General features: G+C 58.7%; 12 protein-coding genes and 6 pseudogenes. 4 read left to right on the forward strand and 14 right to left on the reverse strand.

The window, feature by feature from the left end; genetic code table 11:
- Positions 1 to 83: 83 nt before the first annotated feature.
- A pseudogene (locus EN851_RS31860) lies at positions 84 to 287 on the forward strand (hypothetical protein); the annotation flags it as partial.
- 435 nt (positions 288 to 722) lie between these two features.
- Here the strand turns inward: EN851_RS31860 and EN851_RS31865 are convergent.
- The 13 genes and pseudogenes from EN851_RS31865 to EN851_RS31920 all read right to left on the reverse strand — a co-directional run.
- Positions 723 to 1,768: pseudogene (locus tag EN851_RS31865) on the reverse strand (tyrosine-type recombinase/integrase).
- Positions 1,765 to 2,301 carry a tyrosine-type recombinase/integrase gene (locus tag EN851_RS37425; protein WP_245520850.1) on the reverse strand — a complete coding sequence of 179 codons (537 nt, stop codon included), beginning with the start codon at positions 2,299 to 2,301 and terminating at the stop codon, positions 1,765 to 1,767. Before EN851_RS37425 ends, EN851_RS31865 begins: the two are co-directional and overlap by 4 nt.
- The gene (locus EN851_RS37430; RefSeq protein ID WP_245520851.1) at positions 2,301 to 2,603 is read right to left on the reverse strand and encodes a hypothetical protein; all 303 of its coding nucleotides are present in this window, start codon (positions 2,601 to 2,603) and stop codon (positions 2,301 to 2,303) included. Before EN851_RS37430 ends, EN851_RS37425 begins: the two co-directional genes overlap by 1 nt.
- 250 nt (positions 2,604 to 2,853) lie before the next feature.
- On the reverse strand, positions 2,854 to 3,027 hold the full coding sequence (locus EN851_RS31875; RefSeq protein ID WP_135930794.1) for a transposase: 174 nt from the start codon (positions 3,025 to 3,027) through the stop codon (positions 2,854 to 2,856).
- A 264-nt stretch (positions 3,028 to 3,291) separates the two neighbouring features.
- A pseudogene (locus EN851_RS31880) lies at positions 3,292 to 3,760 on the reverse strand ((2Fe-2S)-binding protein).
- 304 nt (positions 3,761 to 4,064) lie between these two features.
- Positions 4,065 to 5,327 (reverse strand): acetyl-CoA carboxylase biotin carboxylase subunit family protein, encoded by a 1,263-nt coding sequence (locus EN851_RS31885; protein WP_135930795.1) that lies wholly within the window; start codon positions 5,325 to 5,327, stop codon positions 4,065 to 4,067.
- A gap of 613 nt (positions 5,328 to 5,940) precedes the next feature.
- A complete protein-coding gene (locus tag EN851_RS31890; protein WP_135930796.1) occupies positions 5,941 to 7,167 on the reverse strand; it encodes an acetyl-CoA carboxylase biotin carboxylase subunit family protein in 1,227 nt (408 codons plus the stop codon).
- A gap of 63 nt (positions 7,168 to 7,230) precedes the next feature.
- Positions 7,231 to 8,286, reverse strand: a complete 1,056-nt coding sequence (locus EN851_RS31895) for a cysteine synthase family protein (protein WP_135930797.1) — start codon at positions 8,284 to 8,286, stop codon at positions 7,231 to 7,233.
- Positions 8,273 to 9,643 (reverse strand): hypothetical protein, encoded by a 1,371-nt coding sequence (locus EN851_RS31900; RefSeq protein WP_135930798.1) that lies wholly within the window; start codon positions 9,641 to 9,643, stop codon positions 8,273 to 8,275. The genes EN851_RS31895 and EN851_RS31900 overlap by 14 nt, the downstream gene beginning before the upstream one ends.
- A 10-nt stretch (positions 9,644 to 9,653) precedes the next feature.
- A complete protein-coding gene (locus EN851_RS31905) occupies positions 9,654 to 10,112 on the reverse strand; it encodes a ParB N-terminal domain-containing protein (protein WP_135930799.1) in 459 nt (152 codons plus the stop codon).
- A gap of 689 nt (positions 10,113 to 10,801) precedes the next feature.
- On the reverse strand, positions 10,802 to 11,875 hold the full coding sequence (gene speB / locus EN851_RS31910; RefSeq protein WP_135930800.1) for an agmatinase: 1,074 nt from the start codon (positions 11,873 to 11,875) through the stop codon (positions 10,802 to 10,804).
- The gene (locus tag EN851_RS31915; protein WP_135930801.1) at positions 11,850 to 12,512 is read right to left on the reverse strand and encodes a hypothetical protein; all 663 of its coding nucleotides are present in this window, start codon (positions 12,510 to 12,512) and stop codon (positions 11,850 to 11,852) included. The genes speB and EN851_RS31915 overlap by 26 nt, the downstream gene beginning before the upstream one ends.
- 363 nt (positions 12,513 to 12,875) lie before the next feature.
- Positions 12,876 to 13,753: pseudogene (locus tag EN851_RS31920) on the reverse strand (ATP-binding cassette domain-containing protein); the annotation flags it as partial.
- A gap of 247 nt (positions 13,754 to 14,000) precedes the next feature.
- Between EN851_RS31920 and EN851_RS31925 the strand changes: the two are divergent.
- A complete protein-coding gene (locus EN851_RS31925) occupies positions 14,001 to 14,306 on the forward strand; it encodes a hypothetical protein (RefSeq protein WP_135930802.1) in 306 nt (101 codons plus the stop codon).
- 534 nt (positions 14,307 to 14,840) lie between these two features.
- Positions 14,841 to 15,008, forward strand: coding sequence for a hypothetical protein (locus EN851_RS36555; protein WP_189521986.1), 168 nt, complete (start codon positions 14,841 to 14,843; stop codon positions 15,006 to 15,008).
- A gap of 241 nt (positions 15,009 to 15,249) precedes the next feature.
- Here EN851_RS36555 and EN851_RS31930 read toward each other — a convergent pair.
- Positions 15,250 to 16,237 (reverse strand): annotated as a pseudogene (locus EN851_RS31930) (IS110 family transposase).
- Positions 16,238 to 16,434: 197 nt separating this feature from the next.
- Between EN851_RS31930 and EN851_RS31935 the strand changes: the two are divergent.
- A pseudogene (locus EN851_RS31935) lies at positions 16,435 to 16,643 on the forward strand (IS110 family transposase); the annotation flags it as partial.
- Positions 16,644 to 16,702 lie beyond the last annotated feature (59 nt).

Here is a 16,702-nt window from a genome sequence, read left to right on the forward strand (position 1 = left end):
TGGAACGGCCACACAGCTACTGAGACAAGAGGAGAGTCCCGTTGGATGAGATTGCTTGTAGTCGCGAAACTTCAAAAAGGCGGATGCTGCCACTAGCGATTGTCGATCCGCCTGTGCAACTGGCGCCCTACGAGGTCGCGCTGATTTAGCATGAGCGTTGCCATCGCGACACGGAGCATCGCTGGCTACGCCACGAGATCGCCGCCGCCGCCGCGGGAACAGAGCTGACGCAAACATCACAACTGGGAAGGCAAATGACAAATGCTTCGCTTAGGAGAGAAGCGTGATCCAATCCAAAATCTGGCGCTATCGGCCGCGTCAAGTTTTCCACAGGCCTCTTGGCATTCGTAAGGTTCCTGCACCCATTCTGGTAGCGTGTCTTGACTGGGATCCCTTAGCATCCAAGTCCCTGGCGCAAATCGCGAGCTCTCTGCCGCAGACCGACGTCCTTCATAACCGTTTGTTGCGGGCAGGGCGTTCCGCACAGATCGTCATCGTCGATTGTCGCATCTGTGAACCGACTCGCCATAAGGATGGACGTGCGAAGCTCTCGCCCGAAGCCGTGAAAGGACTCCGGTTCTGGAAGAGAGCCTCGATCCACAGGCGGTTTTCTCCAACGGATACTCCGATTACCTGTTGCGGTCGCTGTCGGAGCAGGAGTTCTGGACAGACTTACCGCCTGCATCGCTCAGCTTGCGCAGTGTTCAATCCCGCCATTCTTCTCAGCCGATCCGCTCGTTCCAGAACTCACTCGGTCTGCTGGCGCAGCGGGTTGCAGCAGATCTGGACTTCAGCATGGCCAGCAGCTTGTCGGGAGCACGGAAGCGACCCGGCTTGAGCGACGGCGGCGCCATCGCGGCAAGTGCCTCGAGCTTCTCGGTCGGATCGGCCCGCAGATAGATCTCCGTGCTTTGCAGGCTGGCGTGACCGAGCCAAAGCGCACTTTGCGCACATCGCGGGTCGCCTGGAGCGTGTGCATGGCGCAGGTGTGGCGCAAGACATGCGGAGTGACGCGCTTGTCGGCGATGGACGGTTGCTTCAGCGCCGCGGTGGCCACGTGCTTGGCGAGGACATATTCGAATCCGGAGCGGGTCATCGCTCGTCCTGCGGCATTGAGGAAGAGCTCGGCATCGCCACTCGCCGGGCGGACCGCTAGCCAGGCCTTCAGCGCCGTCGTGGTTTCCTTCCACAAGGGCAGCACACGCTCGCGGCGTCCTTTGCCCATCACGTGGAGGCTGGCAACCGTCTGGCGGTCGATTTGGTCGATGCGGAGGCTGACGAGTTCGGAGACGCGCAACCCCGCGGCGAAGGCTAGATGCAGCATCGCTCGATCGCGGATGCCGGGCACCCGATGGGGGTCCGGCGCATCGAGCAGAGCCTGCATCTCGACGCGGGTGAGATGGCTGACGAGCGCCTCGTCGACCTTCTTCATTGGGATCGCCCGGACCCGGCGCGCCTGATCCAGACAGGACGGGAGCCGGTACTCGAGGAAGCGGAAGAGGGCTTTGATGGCGGCCAGACGGGCGTTGCGGGTGCGCGCCGAGTTGCCGTGTTCCTCCTCGATGTGCTCCAGGAAGGTCAGGAGGAGCGGTGGATCGAGCTGTTCGATCTCGATGCCGGACGGGGTGGTCCCCAGTCGGGCAGCCGCGAAGCACAGCAGCAGTTGAAAGCTGTAGGCGTAGGCCTCGCAAGTGTGCCGGCTCGCCCGCCGCTCGCGCGGCAGATGCTCTCGTAGGAAGGTGGCGAGATGAGGAGCCAGCGCGGTCATGTGCCGGCTCCTTGATGCAAGGCCTCGCCGGCCGCCGCGATCTGCCCCATCAGGATCGGCGTTGCCTGCAGATACCAGTACGTGTCGGTGACGTGGGCGTTGCCGAGGTAGGTGCTGAGCGCGACGACATGGCGGCCGACAGCATCGTGATCATGCCGGCATTGCTCAAGAGAGCGCACAGCGAAGGTGTGCCGCAGATCGTGAATGCGGGGTCCCGGTTGACCGGGTTCCCCTCTCAGGCCGGCCGATCGTGCAAGGCGGAGGAAGACGGCGATTACGGTATTATAGGATGGCGGCGTGCCTGTATTGGAGACGAACAATGCGCTATCCAAGGTTCCGACCCGTCGGCGCCCCGACAAATACCGGTCCAAGGCGTCCCACGTCGTGGGGTGGAGTGGCAGCATGCGGCTCTTTTGGAACTTGGTTTGCCGGATGATCAGGCCTCGGCGGCTACGTAATCGAGTTGAAGAGCGAGGGGCTTCGGAAATGCGCATTCCGGTGACGGCAAGCAAGCCGAAGAGGGTCTCGTACATCAGCGGTCTGATCGAGGCAGATGGCTTGAGGCAGGTCGCCGCACGCTCAGCGCGGCGATCTCGTCCGCCGTGTAGATGTGAGGAATCCGCCGCTCGAACAGGCCGCGGCCGCCCAGGGCGTCGGCGGCCGGGATCTCATGGCGCCGATCCTCGGCAGCGACTGCCTGCGCAAAACGGCGGACAGTCAGCAGCCGATTACGCCGTTGCTTTGGGGAGGGTGCGAGCGTCGCCCATTCGAGCACGCGAGCAACTTGAACGTACTCATCGCCATGAGCCTCGGCGAAAGCGGTGAAGCTCTTCAACCAATAGCGTTCTTACAGGACGCACCGAGCCGTCCCTGCCGGGACGTGGCTGAGATCATTCCGCGAAGCGGGAAGCAACTGCTTCGTTAAGCAGATTGCGCAACGAACATAGGAAGATCTCACCTGCGAAACTGATCCTGCGGCGATCTTTGCATCGACCGCGTAGACGACCCTGTACCCGGCATACGAACGAACGAGCATGGACAGAAAGGACGACTGCCTTGCACTCACCCCCTTGACGGCCGAGCGATTAGACGACCCGCTCCGCCGTCCGCTCGCCTTTCTCTGCCCCGATGGCCTCCGTCATCTCGGCTCCCAAAGCCTCCTGCACGACAGCCTGCAAAACTCTGCGGAAGCCGTCCTCATCCGACAACAGCAACGCTTTCAACTCGCCTCTGCTCAGTCTAACTTCTCGCTTGGTCATGGCACTCCCCTTCCACGGGAATCGGTGATCGCAACCTCACCAGCGTGCCATGGCCGCCACTCACCTCAGAGCATGGCCGTTCCCTCTCCAAAGCTTTTTGCAGAACCTTCAGGACACTATCCAGCCCGAGGGGCCGGTCAACTTTAGAAAGCTGCGGCGCGGCAGCGCTTGAGCAACGGTGGATCGACGCCGTTCCAGCATGTGCTGCAGCGCACCTGGCAGATCCCTGTAATCTAAGGTGTTGGGTAACACGTGGCGCCTCCTTCATACGAGTGTACTGGCGGCGTCGGCTATTGCGGCGCGGATGTGGGCACAGGTTCCACAACGACAGATGTTCCCGGCCATGGCGGAGTCGATCTCTTCGGAGGTCGGCAGCGCGCCAAGAAACAGCGAGGCGAGAAGGCCGTCGCGCTCATGATCTGGCCGCTCTGACAATAGCCGCACTGCGCCACGTCGTGCTTCATCCATGCAGCGTGGACGGCCGCGCCGACGCGGTCAGCGCCCTCGGTCGTTTTTTCGATCGTGGTGATCTTGCGGCTTTCAACGGCGGAGATGTGCTGAATGAGCGGATGGCCTCGCCATCTACGTGCATCGTACAAGCGCCACAGAGGGCTGCGCCGCAGCCGAACTTCGTACCACTCATTACGAGCGTGTTACGCAAGACCCAAAGGATTGGGGTTTCGGGGTCAACGCCAACCTCGTGCTCTTGACCGTTGATATTCAGTGAGATCATGGCTGTGCTCCTGGGCTGCTCCAGCTGAATATGCTGCCGCGGGCCTCTGAGGACAGAGCGGTGCCTGCGACGAGTTCAACCTCGCAGCCACCGCCCAGAACATCCGGAACTCGCCAACCTTATTCAGATGCCAGAAGCTAGACCGGCATAATGGTCAACCGGCGTTTATTCACAGCGACGGCAAAATTCGCGCTCTGCGAGGCTCGCGGCACGTCTCTGTCATGCTCAACTGCACCGATGCCCGGCAACTATCAGTTCTTGTCTGGCCTGCGCCGGGTAGGAGAGTAGCAGCCGCAGATTGTTCCTATTCGCCAAGGGTCGCAAATGGTGTGATCGACCAATCGATCAAATCGACGGCACGCTGAAGTATCGCCTCGGTCTGAGCAACGCTGGGGGAAGCTGCGACGACGTGTCCGATACAGTCTCGCCAGTCGCCTTTCCTGACGATCGGCGTCTTGAGTGCAACATAGAACTTGGCCTCGGCGACACCTGGTATATCAGCCGCCCGACTGTCACCGCTGATCCAATCGAGGGCGCCATCGCGATCAGCAACTAGATACCGCGCGCCTGCAATGTAAGAATGCCTTCTACGCAAATCGCATTCGTGGCCGATGGCAAGCTTGATGTGCTCGGTGATGAGATCGACACCATAAGCCGCCTGAACCAGTTGGGGAGTGGGCGTGCCATGAAGCCGCGGATTGACTTCAATCACGACTGGGCCACGCGTCGTCCACCGGAATTCAATGCCCGTTGGCCCCCAGCCAAGGTCGAGAGCTCGCAAACAGCTCAGCGAAACATCGGCGATACGCTCATGCTCGTCATCAGTCAGCGGGGCCGGAATGGTGGAGCCACGATAGACGAAATGCGGTGGAGGGCCGAAGTCACCAGTGCCAATTCCAATGATTTGATCTCCCATTATGTCGGCCCAATAACACGGGCCTTGTGCGAATTCCTCTACCAGTATCCTCGGCGAGGACTGCCATTTGCGCTGCGTTGGCGAAGGCAGCCGGATGTGCTTTCCGCCCAATAGATAGGCCGTATGTTCGGCTAGCTCATCGACATTGCGGCACAATCGGACACCGCTGCTGCCGCCGCCAACGGTTGGCTTGAGAATCACCGGCAGGCCGATCTCCGCGGCAGCGCTTTCAACCTCCGTCGCATTCACTGCCACGCGATAAGCAGGCATTTGAACGCCGGCCCCCGCAAGGAGTTCACGTTGAGTGAATTTATCGCAGCATCGTTCAATGGATGTGGGGGTCGGTCCCGGCAGGTCGAAATGCCGGCAGAGCTTGCCGACTGTCGCATAAACCTCCTCTTCCTGGCTCGTGATGCCAGCAATGCCATAGGTCTCACACAGTTGGGAACATTCGCGGATCAGCGCATCGAGATCTTCTGTATCGACACGGACGGTCTCAGTCCTTTCCCCCGCAAAATAGTCGTACTGAGTGGACGCTGGATCGGCCGACATGATAATCGGACGAAGGCCAAGACGCTGGGCCGCTTGGACGTATAGCAGACCACAGCCCCATGGACCGCCTTCAACTAGGACGAGTGCTCTTCTTGCCATTTGGCGTTATCTCCGTTGCGTGCTTTGCGGCGGTCTGAGCGCAAACAGGCGTCGGCTTTTATTCGCGCCTGAACTCAGACTTGCGATGGAAGGTACCATTGTCAGCGATTTGCAGTTGCAAAGGTTCTGTAAACTTAGTTGAAGGATCTATTGCAACGTTCTGGTTGCCGGCTGTGTGGCACGGAGTGTCTCGATGAATTTCTTGGCGCGATGTTTAAGGGACGCCAGTTCGCCCAGCGTGCCTGACATTGCGCTTTGCGCGAAAGCTGCGCATAGGGTCGGAAGGTGTGGCCCAGGTCTGGACCCAAATGAGGCCGAAATTACCCCGTGCGGCACGTGATTGTCGTCATCGCAGCCATCAAGCACGAGCACATCAAGGCCACGCAGTCTCAGTCCAAGGGAAATGGGAAATCCTCACCAGACCGCCACCGGCAACAATCATGTCGAAATTTTTTCTGAGTGAGTTCATAGAAAGTTCCGTCAGCCGCCTTGATTGCGTCAAAGGCTGGCTGCTCGCTTTTTTCGAGAATCTTCAAAAGGCCTACGAGTCCTGACCGAAGCTCCTCGCCCACCCATCAATCGAAATGAGGAGGTGTGCCCGCAGGCATTACTTCTATTCGTCACAAGTCGGAAATGATGTGATCGACCAATCGATTAAGTCGACAGCACGCTGAAGTATCGCCTCGGTCTGAGCAACGCTTGGGGAAGCAGCTATAACATGTCCGATCCAGTCTCGGTCATCGCCTTTCCTGACGATAGGCGTCTTGGGTTCAACATACAGTTTGACTTCGGCGACACCTGGTACAGCAGCTGCTTGACTGCCGCCGTCGATCCACTCAAGGGTGCCATCGCGATCAGGAACTAGGGATCGGGCGGCCGCAGTGTGCGAATGCCTTCTGCGCAAATTCCATTCATTGCCGATGACAAGCTTGATGTGCTCGGTGACGAGATCGACACCATAGGCCAGATGAACCAATTGAGGATCGGGCGTGCCAGCAAGACGCGGATTGACTTCAATGACGACCGGACCACGCATTGTCCACCGGAGTTCAATGTTCGTTGGCCCCCAGCCAAGGCCGAGAGCTCGCAAACAACGCAGCGAAACATCGACGATACGCTCATGCTCATCATCGGTTAGCGGGGCTGGAAAGGTGAACCCACGATAGACGAAATGCGGTAGGGGGTCGAAGTCAGCGGCGGCAATCCCAATGACCTCTTTTCCCATTGTATGGGCGGTATATTGAGGGCCCTGTGCAAATTCTTCGACCAGTATCCTCGGCAGAGACCGCCATATGTGCTTCCCGCTCAACAGATAGGCCGTGTGTTCGGCTAGCTCATCGACGTTGCGGCACAATCGGACACCGCTACTGCCTCTGCCTACGGTTGGTTTGAGAATCACCGGCAGGCCGATCTCCGCGGCAGCGCTTTCAACCTCCGTCGCATTCACTGCCACGCGATAAGCAGGCATCGGAATGCCGGCCCCCGCGAGGAGTTCACGTTGAGTGAATTTATCGCAGCATCGTTCAATGGATGCGGGGGGCGGTCCCGGCAGATTGAAATGCCGGCAGAGCTTGCCAGCTGTCGCGTAGAACGGTTCCCAAGGGCTCGTAATGCCGGCAATGTCATAGGTCGCACGCAGCCGGCAACATTCGCGGATCAGCGCGTCCAGATTGTCTGTGTCGAGACGGATTGACTCAGTCCTTTCCGCCGCGAGATACTCGTACTGAGTTGGATCAGCCGACACGGTAATTGGATGAAGGCCAAGACGCTGGGCCGCCTGGACGAACAACAGACCATTACCCGTTGAATCGCCTTCAATCAGGATGAGTGCTCTTTTCATTGGTTAATACCCCAAGGGTGCGTGCAATGTGGCGGTTTTTCGAGGACATCAGCATCAGCTTGTTCAGCCGTGCCCTGGCCTTAGACTCTTGGTAGGCGTACCATTGTCCTCAGCGGGCGGCTGCGGCACAGCCGGTGCACTCGCGAAAAGTCCGGCAAATTCCGCCTCAACGTCAATTAAGTGAAAATCGTTAGTCGACAGCCAGTCCTGATTGAAGATTGTGTCCAGGTACTTTGTGCCGCTGTCGCAGGCTAGGGTCACGATGCGCGATCCAACCGGCGCTTCACGGGCTATGCTGAGCGCCTCGTAGATCGCCCCGCCAGTCGAGCCGCCGACAAGCAATCCGTGCTGCCGCGCCAGGTAGTGGCAAATCGAAAAGGCATTGTCATCGCTTACTTTCCGACCCCAATCTATCGTGTCGTAATCGATCACCATGCCCACATTGGCCCCCTCGGGCGTACCAGTGCCCGATTGACGGTAGCACTGGCCCAGACCGCCAAAAATGATACTTCCGACAGGTTCCACACCAATCACTTGGACTTCGGGTATATGCAGCCGCAGTTGACGCGCTGTCCCGCAAAGTGATCCACCAGTACCGATGGCCGACACGAAATGCGTAATTGTCGGTCCGAGATCCCGCAGCAATTCAGCCGCCAGTCCCATGTAACCAGCGGCGTTGGCGGGGTTGTTGTGCTGCTCGGTCCAGTTAGAGCCATCTTCGATGGCAGTTCGCCGGGCCTCCTCGTCACGCTGGTCGGTGGCTAGGGCGCCATCGCCGCTACCAACGACGCGGACGTTGCTGCCGAATGCACGAACAGTAAGGATTTTATCTAAACTTGCATGGGAGTCCATCAGGGCGGTAAACTCGAGTCTGCGGACGGCGGAGATCATGGCCAACGCGCTAGCCGTGTTCCCTGAGGAGGATTCGACAATTCTGACCGCGGCTTCATCTAGCGTGATAGGCAGGCTGTCGACCATGCTCAAGGCCATGCGGTCCTTCATCGAGCCAGTAGGATTAAACATTTCTAACTTGATATACAGGCCGACCTCACCGCACCGCAAAGGGATGTGCAGCATCGGAGTGCGTCCAATAGTTTCAAGAATGCTATTGACGATCATTGGGGGAAATCCCCTCTTTGCTAGGGGTTTCGTCGGCTAAGATCTTCCACCCGCACGGTCGCCGAACCGCGGCTATCTTTTTGGGTAAGGGAATTTGGTGGAACGAACTCTCATTCGAATCCATTTGATAACCGGCGGTATTGGCAAAGACCACAAGATCACCCGCGGCGATGCCGCCCTCGATTGCCAGGCCGCGCCAGCGGATGACATCGGATTCAAGACAGCTGCGCCCGACCAGAAAATAGCTTGCATCGTGTCGCGGCACCTCGCGTTTTTCTCGCCACACGACCAACGGAGATGGCACGAAATCAGCGCCAAACCAGGTTTCGGAGAGTGAAAACGACATACCATCAAGCACTACCCCGAATCGACGGTGTCCAAGGTCCTTGACGTCGATCACATCGAAGGCGCTTATCCCACACTGGTCTAGAAGCGAGCGACCAGGCTGCAGCAGGATCGGCAGCCGGTGACGGTGGAGGAAGTCGCGGTCTCCCGGGTCGGCTAGAGCGGTCTGGATCACTGCAGCCGCGTGTTGGGCTCCAGCAAGCTCCGGAACGTAAGGATAGTTGCCGGGTTTTGCTACGTTGCCCCAGTGGACGCCACGACCGTATGCAACCGGATCGAACCTCTGAAGGTAGCGCATGGGATATCCACCACCGATGTCGATTCCGCCGGGCGTCAGGCATTTGGCACAGACACGTCGTAGGAAGGCGATGCAGAAGCGCAATTGTTCTGCGCGCGTCTGGACCTGGTAGTCGTTGATATGAAATGACATGCCAACCCGATCTACCTTGGTCTTTTCAAGCAGCGTTAGACACGCCACCAGCTGATCCTCGGTCATTCCAAAGCGGGAGCGGGGCTCAGTTATGGGACGAGCCCGAAGGAACAGACGACCAATACCTCCCACGCCCTCCGCCAGCGCGAGAACGCGTTTGAGTTCTTCGATGCAGTCGATATGGATGGCCACTCTATGGCGTATGCAAAGATTGATTTCGTAATCCGACTTCGCCGGCCCTGTTATCGACATGCGCTCCGCTGGTACTAGGTTCATGAAGGCCGAAGCCATCTCCTGGGCAGAAGAAACGTCGGCGCCGGCGCCAACCAGTGCGAATGCGCGCAGGAGCGAAGCAGACTTACAGGCCTTCAACGCGAACTGGACCTGACAGTCGCCATAGACGGTCCGCAACTCGTTCAGCCATTGGAGGTAGTTTTTGGTGGCTTGGTCTGGATACACCACATGCAGCGGCGACCCGAAACCATCGACCCAAGCGGCCAGTTCGGATCGGCTGTTGAGTAAATCGACCGCCCAATCACTGAGTAGCGGCGCCGGTTCGTCAGAAAAGTATTTCTGGAACATTGACCGTCCCTCATCTCAGTTCGTCAAGATCGATTGAGCAACATGGTAGAGCAATCCGTAACTTGTGGTTTGTCGTCTTGAAGCCCATCAGGTCGCCAGATAGGCCGGCCTGGATGATACTTTCCACGTCAACGGGCCCGGGCTTGGACCAGTAGGTCACATGCAAGTTTGGATCATCGTAGGAAAGCATTACGCAGGGAACAGACGAGAGACCGAGCTCCCCGGCACAGAAAAGGCGATGATGACCGTCCATGATCACGGAATGGCGATGTTCGACAAAGATCGGCCGGGCCCACCGCCCCTTTTCGGTGATCATCTTCGCTAGCGTCCGAGCACGTTCAATGTTGATTTCCTCGGATGGTCGGAGCTGGCTGACGGGCAGCTTGACGACGGTGTAGTTTGAGATGAGTTGCGCGGACGGCAAGGCTTTTCTCCTCAGTCCGTGGTACGTTTGCGGATAAACAAGCATGTGCCGTGCCAAAGGAAAAAATCGTTTCTAAACAACATGACCGCTTTAAGACTATATGCCGCATAACCAACAAGTCTGTCTGAAAGTCGCCACACTAGTGTGGAGCGGGGTTGAGCGGAGGGGTCGGCATCGCTGATTTTATGGAGTGAAAAGGACGCCGGAGTAGGCCTATGATGCATGTAAAGTGTTCACCTCAGTTGAGAGACGCTGGCGGCAGTCGCGCGATGGGAAGGGGCGTCGGGTACAGCATTCTTTGAGGCGGTACGACGGCGTTGGAGGTCACGTGATCGGCGGGTATTTACGTCAGCCAGCTCTTCCGATGCGCATTGGTCCCATTAAAGGCGGGCGCTGCCTTGCGTGATTGAAGGGGTTCTTTGGAATCTCCGACCTAAGGTCGAAGAGGTTTGGAGTACCAACCAGCGATCGGCGCTGGCGGCATGAGGACAAGATCCTGATCGCCGAGGAAAGCTTCGAACCCGGTGCTGTTGTTTACGACGTGGCGCGATTGCAAGCCTCTTGTTCAGTTGGACGACAAGCCGGGGGGCTGTTGAGGGTGTTCTAGCAGAGGGCCAGCGCCGCCAGCGGTGGTCTACTGCGCGCTCTCGCGATCGCCAGGAGCATCCCGAGTCGTCATTCTCCCTTTTGAAACCGGTCACCCCGGCCCGTTCCGTTGTCATCGTTGTTGTTGATCATATGGCTCCCTGGCCCGGCTTGTGAGCCATGGACGGACTGAAAACCATCAGGCTCAGTATCTCGAAAAGCACCTGAGCGCCGGCCTGAGCAGTATTGGTCGTGGCATCATATTGCGGAGCGACTTCGACGACATCGCCGCCGACAAGGTCGATGCCCTTGAGGCCGCGGAGGAACTCCAGCACTTCCCGGGTGGAGAGCCCACCCACTTCAGGCGTGCCCGTTCCGGGGGCAAAGGCGGGATCCAGGCTGTCAATGTCGAAAGAGAGATAAGTGGGGCCGTCGCCGACGACCTGCAGCGCCTTTTCGATGATCGCGGGAATGCCAATAGAGGGGATGTCCTCGCCATGGATCACCGTCATTCCGGATTTGTAGGAAAATTCCCAAAAATATTCCGCCGCACCACGGATACCGATCTGGATAGTTCGCGTCGGATCGAGCACACCGTCGAGCACCGCATTGCGAAAAGGGCCACCGTGATGGAACCTGGTCTGGCCGAAAGCACCGCCGGTGTCGCAATGAGCGTCGATGTGAATAAGTCCGACTGGACGTTCTCTGCCGACCGCCTTGAGGATCGGATGGGTGATAGAATGGTCGCCACCTACCGTGAGTGGTATCACGCCGGCCGCGACGATGTTGTCGAGATAGGCCTCAATGTCGACGTGGCACTGCTCGAGCCGATAGCGGCTGGAAAAGGGGACGTCGCCAATGTCTGCGACGCGCAGATCAAACACCGGCGCGCAGTCGAGTATGTGATTGTAGGGGCCGATACGCTCGATAGCGCGTAACGTGCGCGGCCCGAAGCTGGCGCCAGAGCGGTTGGTGACGCCCAGATCCATCGGCACGCCGACGATCGCCACCTGGATGTCACCAAAATCGGGGTTGGATGGGTCGATCGGGCGGTAGGGCGCGTCAAGGAAGGTCGGGATGCCGGCATAGGGCGCGTCGCCGGAACCAGAAAACGCAAAAATCTTATTGGCCATACGGCGGAATTTCGGATCGAACGGCTCACCGCTATCGCCTTCTCCATATTTGTTGCGAAGAGCCCTAAGACGTTCGTTGTCCCATGCCATTTTGCCTACTATCTCCGTGGTTGGCGCGGCCTCTGAGCCGTGGGCCGGCTCTAGGTCGAGCTCCCATTTGATGCCGATTTGAACTCACTGCGCCGAATAAGACCCGGATATCGATGCCTTGAGCTGCGAGGTCATCCGCGATGCGGCCGCGCAGGCGAGTGAGATCGTCCACGGGAACCTTCTCGAGACGCCTGATTTCATCGCCGGTCAGCGGCGGGTCAGTCTCACTGAACGAGCGATCGCCCCAATGATCGAGCGCCCAGTTCAGTAGCCGGGCGATCTGACTATCCAAAGGGCCGGAATTCTCGATGCCCGGCACATTGGCGAGAAACAGTCGCCCATCAGGATGCAGTGTTGAGAATATATAGGCGGCCATCGACATTGTGGTTGGCCGCCATATCGCGAGATAGACTTTCTGGGGCCCGCGGGGATCGCTTAGATCCGTAACTTCCTCCTGCTCCAGTTGTTGTGCGTGTGCTGCCAAAGTAGCGGTGACGGTTGCGGTGAGAATAACAAAAAGGCCCGCCGCAGTGAAAATGGGCGCAGGGCTTTCGATCACCGGAAAGCCTTCAACGTTCTGCCTAAATACTCTTAGCAGTCCGAAATCTCCTCGTTCGATCTCCACAACGATCCGCATCCAAAGCAGCGTTCACCACATGCGAGTGATCGTGGCGTGGAAGCTGCGGCGGGAGCCGTGGCCAGAAATCAATCCGCAAGGCAGAACGATGCCGCCGTGTTCAAGTTAAGGTGAACGATCTCACCCGCGACATGAAGTCGGTCGTCAGCTTCTGCCGCCTCGCAGCGAGGGAGCTCCAAAAACCGTGCCCATGGCGCAGAAAGAGCCCTAAAAAAAGGCTCTGCATATTTTCAATGACTTGACGAGAGTGCAGCGAGTGCAGCAAGGAGCTAGGCCGAACAGCCTCGGTGTCGCGGATTCGACAAACTCGACAGTAGATGTCGGTTGCCCCTCGTTCCCAAGACGGCGGACAGGACTCCGCCGCTACAAAGTGGAAGCCGCCCTCATTCGACAGCGTTCCGCATTGGCCTCAGACCAGCCCTTCGTCAGCTCCAGCGGCTGTAGCTCGAATAGGCGGTAAATGCCGCAGTCGAGACGGACTAACGCCGCATGGTTACCTTCCTCGATGATGCGGCCGCGCTCGAAGACGAGCAGCCTGTCGAGCGCGCGTACCGTTGAGAGCCGGTGCGCAATGACCAGCGTGGTCTTGGCCATCAGCCGTTCCATCGTCTTCTGGATCAGCACCTCCGATTCCGAATCGAGGCTTGAGGTCGCCTCATCGAGGATCAGGATGGGTGCATTCGCGAGGGAGGCGCGTGCGATCGCACCCGTTGGCGTTCCCTGGTGGAAAGTTTCACCTCGCGTTCGACCACCAGCGTCCCATAGCGCTTCGGCAGGCGTGCGATGAACTCATGTGCGCTGGCGAGCTGTGCCGCTTCCTCGATCTCGACTTGGCTCGCACCTGGCCTCCTGTAGGCGATGTTCTCGGCAAACGACCTATGAAACAGGATCGGTTCCTGATGCACAATCGCGATCTGGGAACGAACGACGCCTGGGTCACTTTGGAGATATCCTGGCCGTCTATCAGGATCCTGCCGCCGTTCAGGTCGTAGAGCCTCTGGATGAGCTTCACGAAGGTGATCTTGCCGGACCCGGAGGAGCCAACCAATCCAACCCGCTCACCGGCCTTAATCGACACCGAGAAATCGCTGTAGAGTCACAATCGATGGCTGGAGTAATCGAAATGGACGTTCTCGAAATCAATACGGCCTTTCGTATTCCGGATCGCTTGGCCCCAGCCACTCGGCAATGCCGAGCGACTGGCTCTGCATATCGACCAGTTCCTCCATGTCATTGACCGAGTGACAACCGAACGCTGGATCGCACATGCATCCCGACAATCTGGGGTTCTTCCGCATATTTGGTGCAGGGACTACTTTTTCGGACGTTCCTTTTCCGGTTGGGTCAAGCGGCTGCCAGCCGTCGGCTCCGGAGGAGTGGATACGCGGCGCGCCCATACATTTGACGTTTGATCGTCTTGAGGCGGTTGATCTGGCTTCGACCGGTTTCGTACTCCAGGGCTGGGTGATTGCCGCCCCGACAGCCTAAATGTCACGACCGATGCCTGCTGCAAGGGAGGTCAGCTCACTGCCCGTGGTCGGCGATCCATTACTCGAGGCCGGCATCATCGTCGCCGCGTATCACTGCAGCAAAACAGCGGGCGAGTTCGCCCGCGATCGAAAGCTCCGGCGCATTTTCATGGAGATGGTGGTGAAGGAGCCGCTCGGTCTGCTCATCGAGAGACGTCGGGTCTTCGCTGGGGGCTATGCACAATTCCGGCGCGATGGCGGCGCGAAGCGGTCGATGACCGCTCCTTACGGGCGGCGGTCCGGCCTTCAAAGCCACGGTGCTTAGTTTCGGTCCACAGCTGCAGCCTGTTGTGCTGGCCTTCGTCCGAGCCCTTTTCGAGATAGTCTCGAAAACGACCCATGAGGACGGAGCGCGAGGGCGGCCGCCGGTGCTCGGGCTCTCCGCTCGCTGGGAGCCAGCGTTTGACCGTTCTGATGTTCAAGCCAGTCCGGGGCTCGATCTGTCGCGGCGAGGGACCTGTCTCCCGCAACGTAAGGATTTCAGCATAGAACTCGCTGCGTTGGTTGCGCCTCGACTGGCGCAGGCAATCAAGTTTCGGGGAAGTTTCGGTAGTGTGCTGAGAGTTCTGCAAATTCTGAGAGAGGGCGGTCATGGCAGGCTCACATGGGAAAGCCTCGGTCAAGGGGGTTAGCTTTTCATCTCAATCTCCTTTCGGTTGACGGGATCCAGGTTGGGCCCGACTGCATGACTCTGCTCTTAGCCGAGCAAGATCCACCTCACATTCGCGCGCCGCTCTTTCACGGCTGCACCAATATCCCGCTTACGCCGGGCTGGGCCCAGGAGACGAGACCATTCTGAGTGAGCGGCGTTTTAGGCTGCCTGCGCCTCGTCAGGACGTTGGCCGTAGAGACCAACGAAAACTGGATGGAGGCCAACCGCTACATCTACATGGACGACCTGCGCGAGCGCAAGAAAATCGCCCTGCCAAGCCGCACGACCAGTTCCATGGCCACCCCATTTTGCTGATGGGGTAGGTCTAATCGCGGTGGGGACGTCAAGTATCTTTGCGCTCGGAGATGCGTTGGCCGGGTACACGGTTGTCTTCGCGGTCGACATCGGTCGCCGCATGATGGAGATTCGCGGGACGAGCCTTAAATGTGGACAACGCACTTTGCTGAGTCAGCGGTGCAACCCCATCAGCGGAATGGCTCGGCTCACGTCCCGGCAGGGACGCCTCAGGCGTTCAGGTTCTGAACGCTATCCGGATTTACGTTGTGGCTCCTGCATTCGGATTAAAGAGCTCGCCGGTTTTAAGCATCGAATGCATAATCACCGCCAGTTTGCGCGCCACAGCAACGGCAGCTCTTTTGAGCCGATCCCCTCTCGAAGCTGGAGACCCCATGTCCGCAGGGTGCTCTCGGTTGAGCTACGCGTCAGAATAACCGACGCCGCTTCGTAGAGAAGCCCTCGCAAATGGCGGTCGCCGCGTCGGGATATATGGCCGTCATAATCGACTTCTCCGGATTGGTAGCGGCGCGTCGCCAGGCCTATCAACAGATCGCGACGTCTGAAGTTGTCCGGATCTTCAATGGCAGTGGCGAACGAGGTTGCGGTGATGGCGCCGACGCCGGGGGTCGACATGAGTATGCGGCATGCCTGGCTCTGACGTGCATCTGCGACGAGCTGGCGCCCAAGCTCGGCGGCACGATGAGAGCAAATTCCTCGTCATCGATGAGAAGGCGCCGAACGTTCTTCTCGAACGTGGTTCCCTTACCTGCAGGAACGAGCAGGCCGAACGTCTTCATGAGTCCACGAACCTGGTTGGAAAGTTCGGTGGTGATCCGGACCAGCCGGGTGCGTGCCGCCACGAGCGTGCGGGTCAGCATGCTGACAAATCCTTTCACCCGCACCTCACGGAAGAACCCAGCCTCTGCAAGATGCGCCAAACCGTCGGCGTCGTTCGCGTCGGTCTTATTCGGCGCGATATCGAGCGCAGCCTTGGCATGGCGAGTATCGATGCAGATCGCTGGCAGCCATTCCGCACGTAGCGCGTGATAGAACCAGACGGAAAGGCGCCAGTCTCGAACACCACGCGCCTGGCGGCTGGCGCCCCCTTACGGATAAGCTCGGCAATGATCTTCGGATCAGAGCGCGCACTTCCCGCGCCGGACGCGCTTGCCTTCACGTCGGATCGATACCGCCGTCTCTTTCATCGACACGTCAAGACCGATATATCTTCCATGGCTGTTCTCCATCAGATGCTTGGGCCCGGCGTCAGGTCGTGAGCCCGTATTTCCATCTTGTCGGGAACAGCCACCTTCCAAGGATATGATTGGTTCTCTCGGCGACTCGCTCCCGCGACTACCCCATGTGGATGCCAGCCTTCTCCGACGGCATCGCAATGTGCCAAGTTTGTGGTGTTAGCGCCACGCAAAGGAGAGGAAGGCAATCCATGGAAACGGTCACCACCATCGGGGTCGACCTTGCAATGAACGTCTTTCAGCTGCACGGGGCGGCAGCTGATGGATCGGTTGTGTTCCGCAAGAAGCTGTCGCGCCTGCAGTTTGCAAGTTCATGGCGAGTCAACCGGCATGTGTCGTGGCGATGGAAGCGTGCGGCAGCTCCCACTACTGGGCCCGTCAGAAGGCTCGGCTTGGCCATTAGCCAAGACTGATTGCCCCCGCCTATGTCAAACCGTTCGTCAAGTTATGCTCACCTAC

This window comes from Mesorhizobium sp. M8A.F.Ca.ET.208.01.1.1 (assembly GCF_004791315.1).
In the GTDB taxonomy this organism is placed as follows: domain Bacteria; phylum Pseudomonadota; class Alphaproteobacteria; order Rhizobiales; family Rhizobiaceae; genus Mesorhizobium.

What these genes read in the sequence shown, in the direction of transcription:
- EN851_RS37425 (WP_245520850.1), bottom strand. Translation starts at nt 2,301, where the DNA reads ATGTACGAGACCCTCTTCGGCTTGCTTGCCGTCACCGGAATGCGCATT.
- EN851_RS31875 (WP_135930794.1), bottom strand. Translation starts at nt 3,027, where the DNA reads ATGACCAAGCGAGAAGTTAGACTGAGCAGAGGCGAGTTGAAAGCGTTG.
- EN851_RS31885 (WP_135930795.1), bottom strand. Translation starts at nt 5,327, where the DNA reads ATGGCAAGAAGAGCACTCGTCCTAGTTGAAGGCGGTCCATGGGGCTGT.
- EN851_RS31890 (WP_135930796.1), bottom strand. Translation starts at nt 7,167, where the DNA reads ATGAAAAGAGCACTCATCCTGATTGAAGGCGATTCAACGGGTAATGGT.
- EN851_RS31895 (WP_135930797.1), bottom strand. Translation starts at nt 8,286, where the DNA reads ATGATCGTCAATAGCATTCTTGAAACTATTGGACGCACTCCGATGCTG.
- EN851_RS31900 (WP_135930798.1), bottom strand. Translation starts at nt 9,643, where the DNA reads ATGTTCCAGAAATACTTTTCTGACGAACCGGCGCCGCTACTCAGTGAT.
- EN851_RS31905 (WP_135930799.1), bottom strand. Translation starts at nt 10,112, where the DNA reads ATGCTTGTTTATCCGCAAACGTACCACGGACTGAGGAGAAAAGCCTTG.
- speB (WP_135930800.1), bottom strand. Translation starts at nt 11,875, where the DNA reads ATGGCATGGGACAACGAACGTCTTAGGGCTCTTCGCAACAAATATGGA.
- EN851_RS31915 (WP_135930801.1), bottom strand. Translation starts at nt 12,512, where the DNA reads ATGCGGATCGTTGTGGAGATCGAACGAGGAGATTTCGGACTGCTAAGA.
- EN851_RS31925 (WP_135930802.1), top strand. Translation starts at nt 14,001, where the DNA reads ATGTCACGACCGATGCCTGCTGCAAGGGAGGTCAGCTCACTGCCCGTG.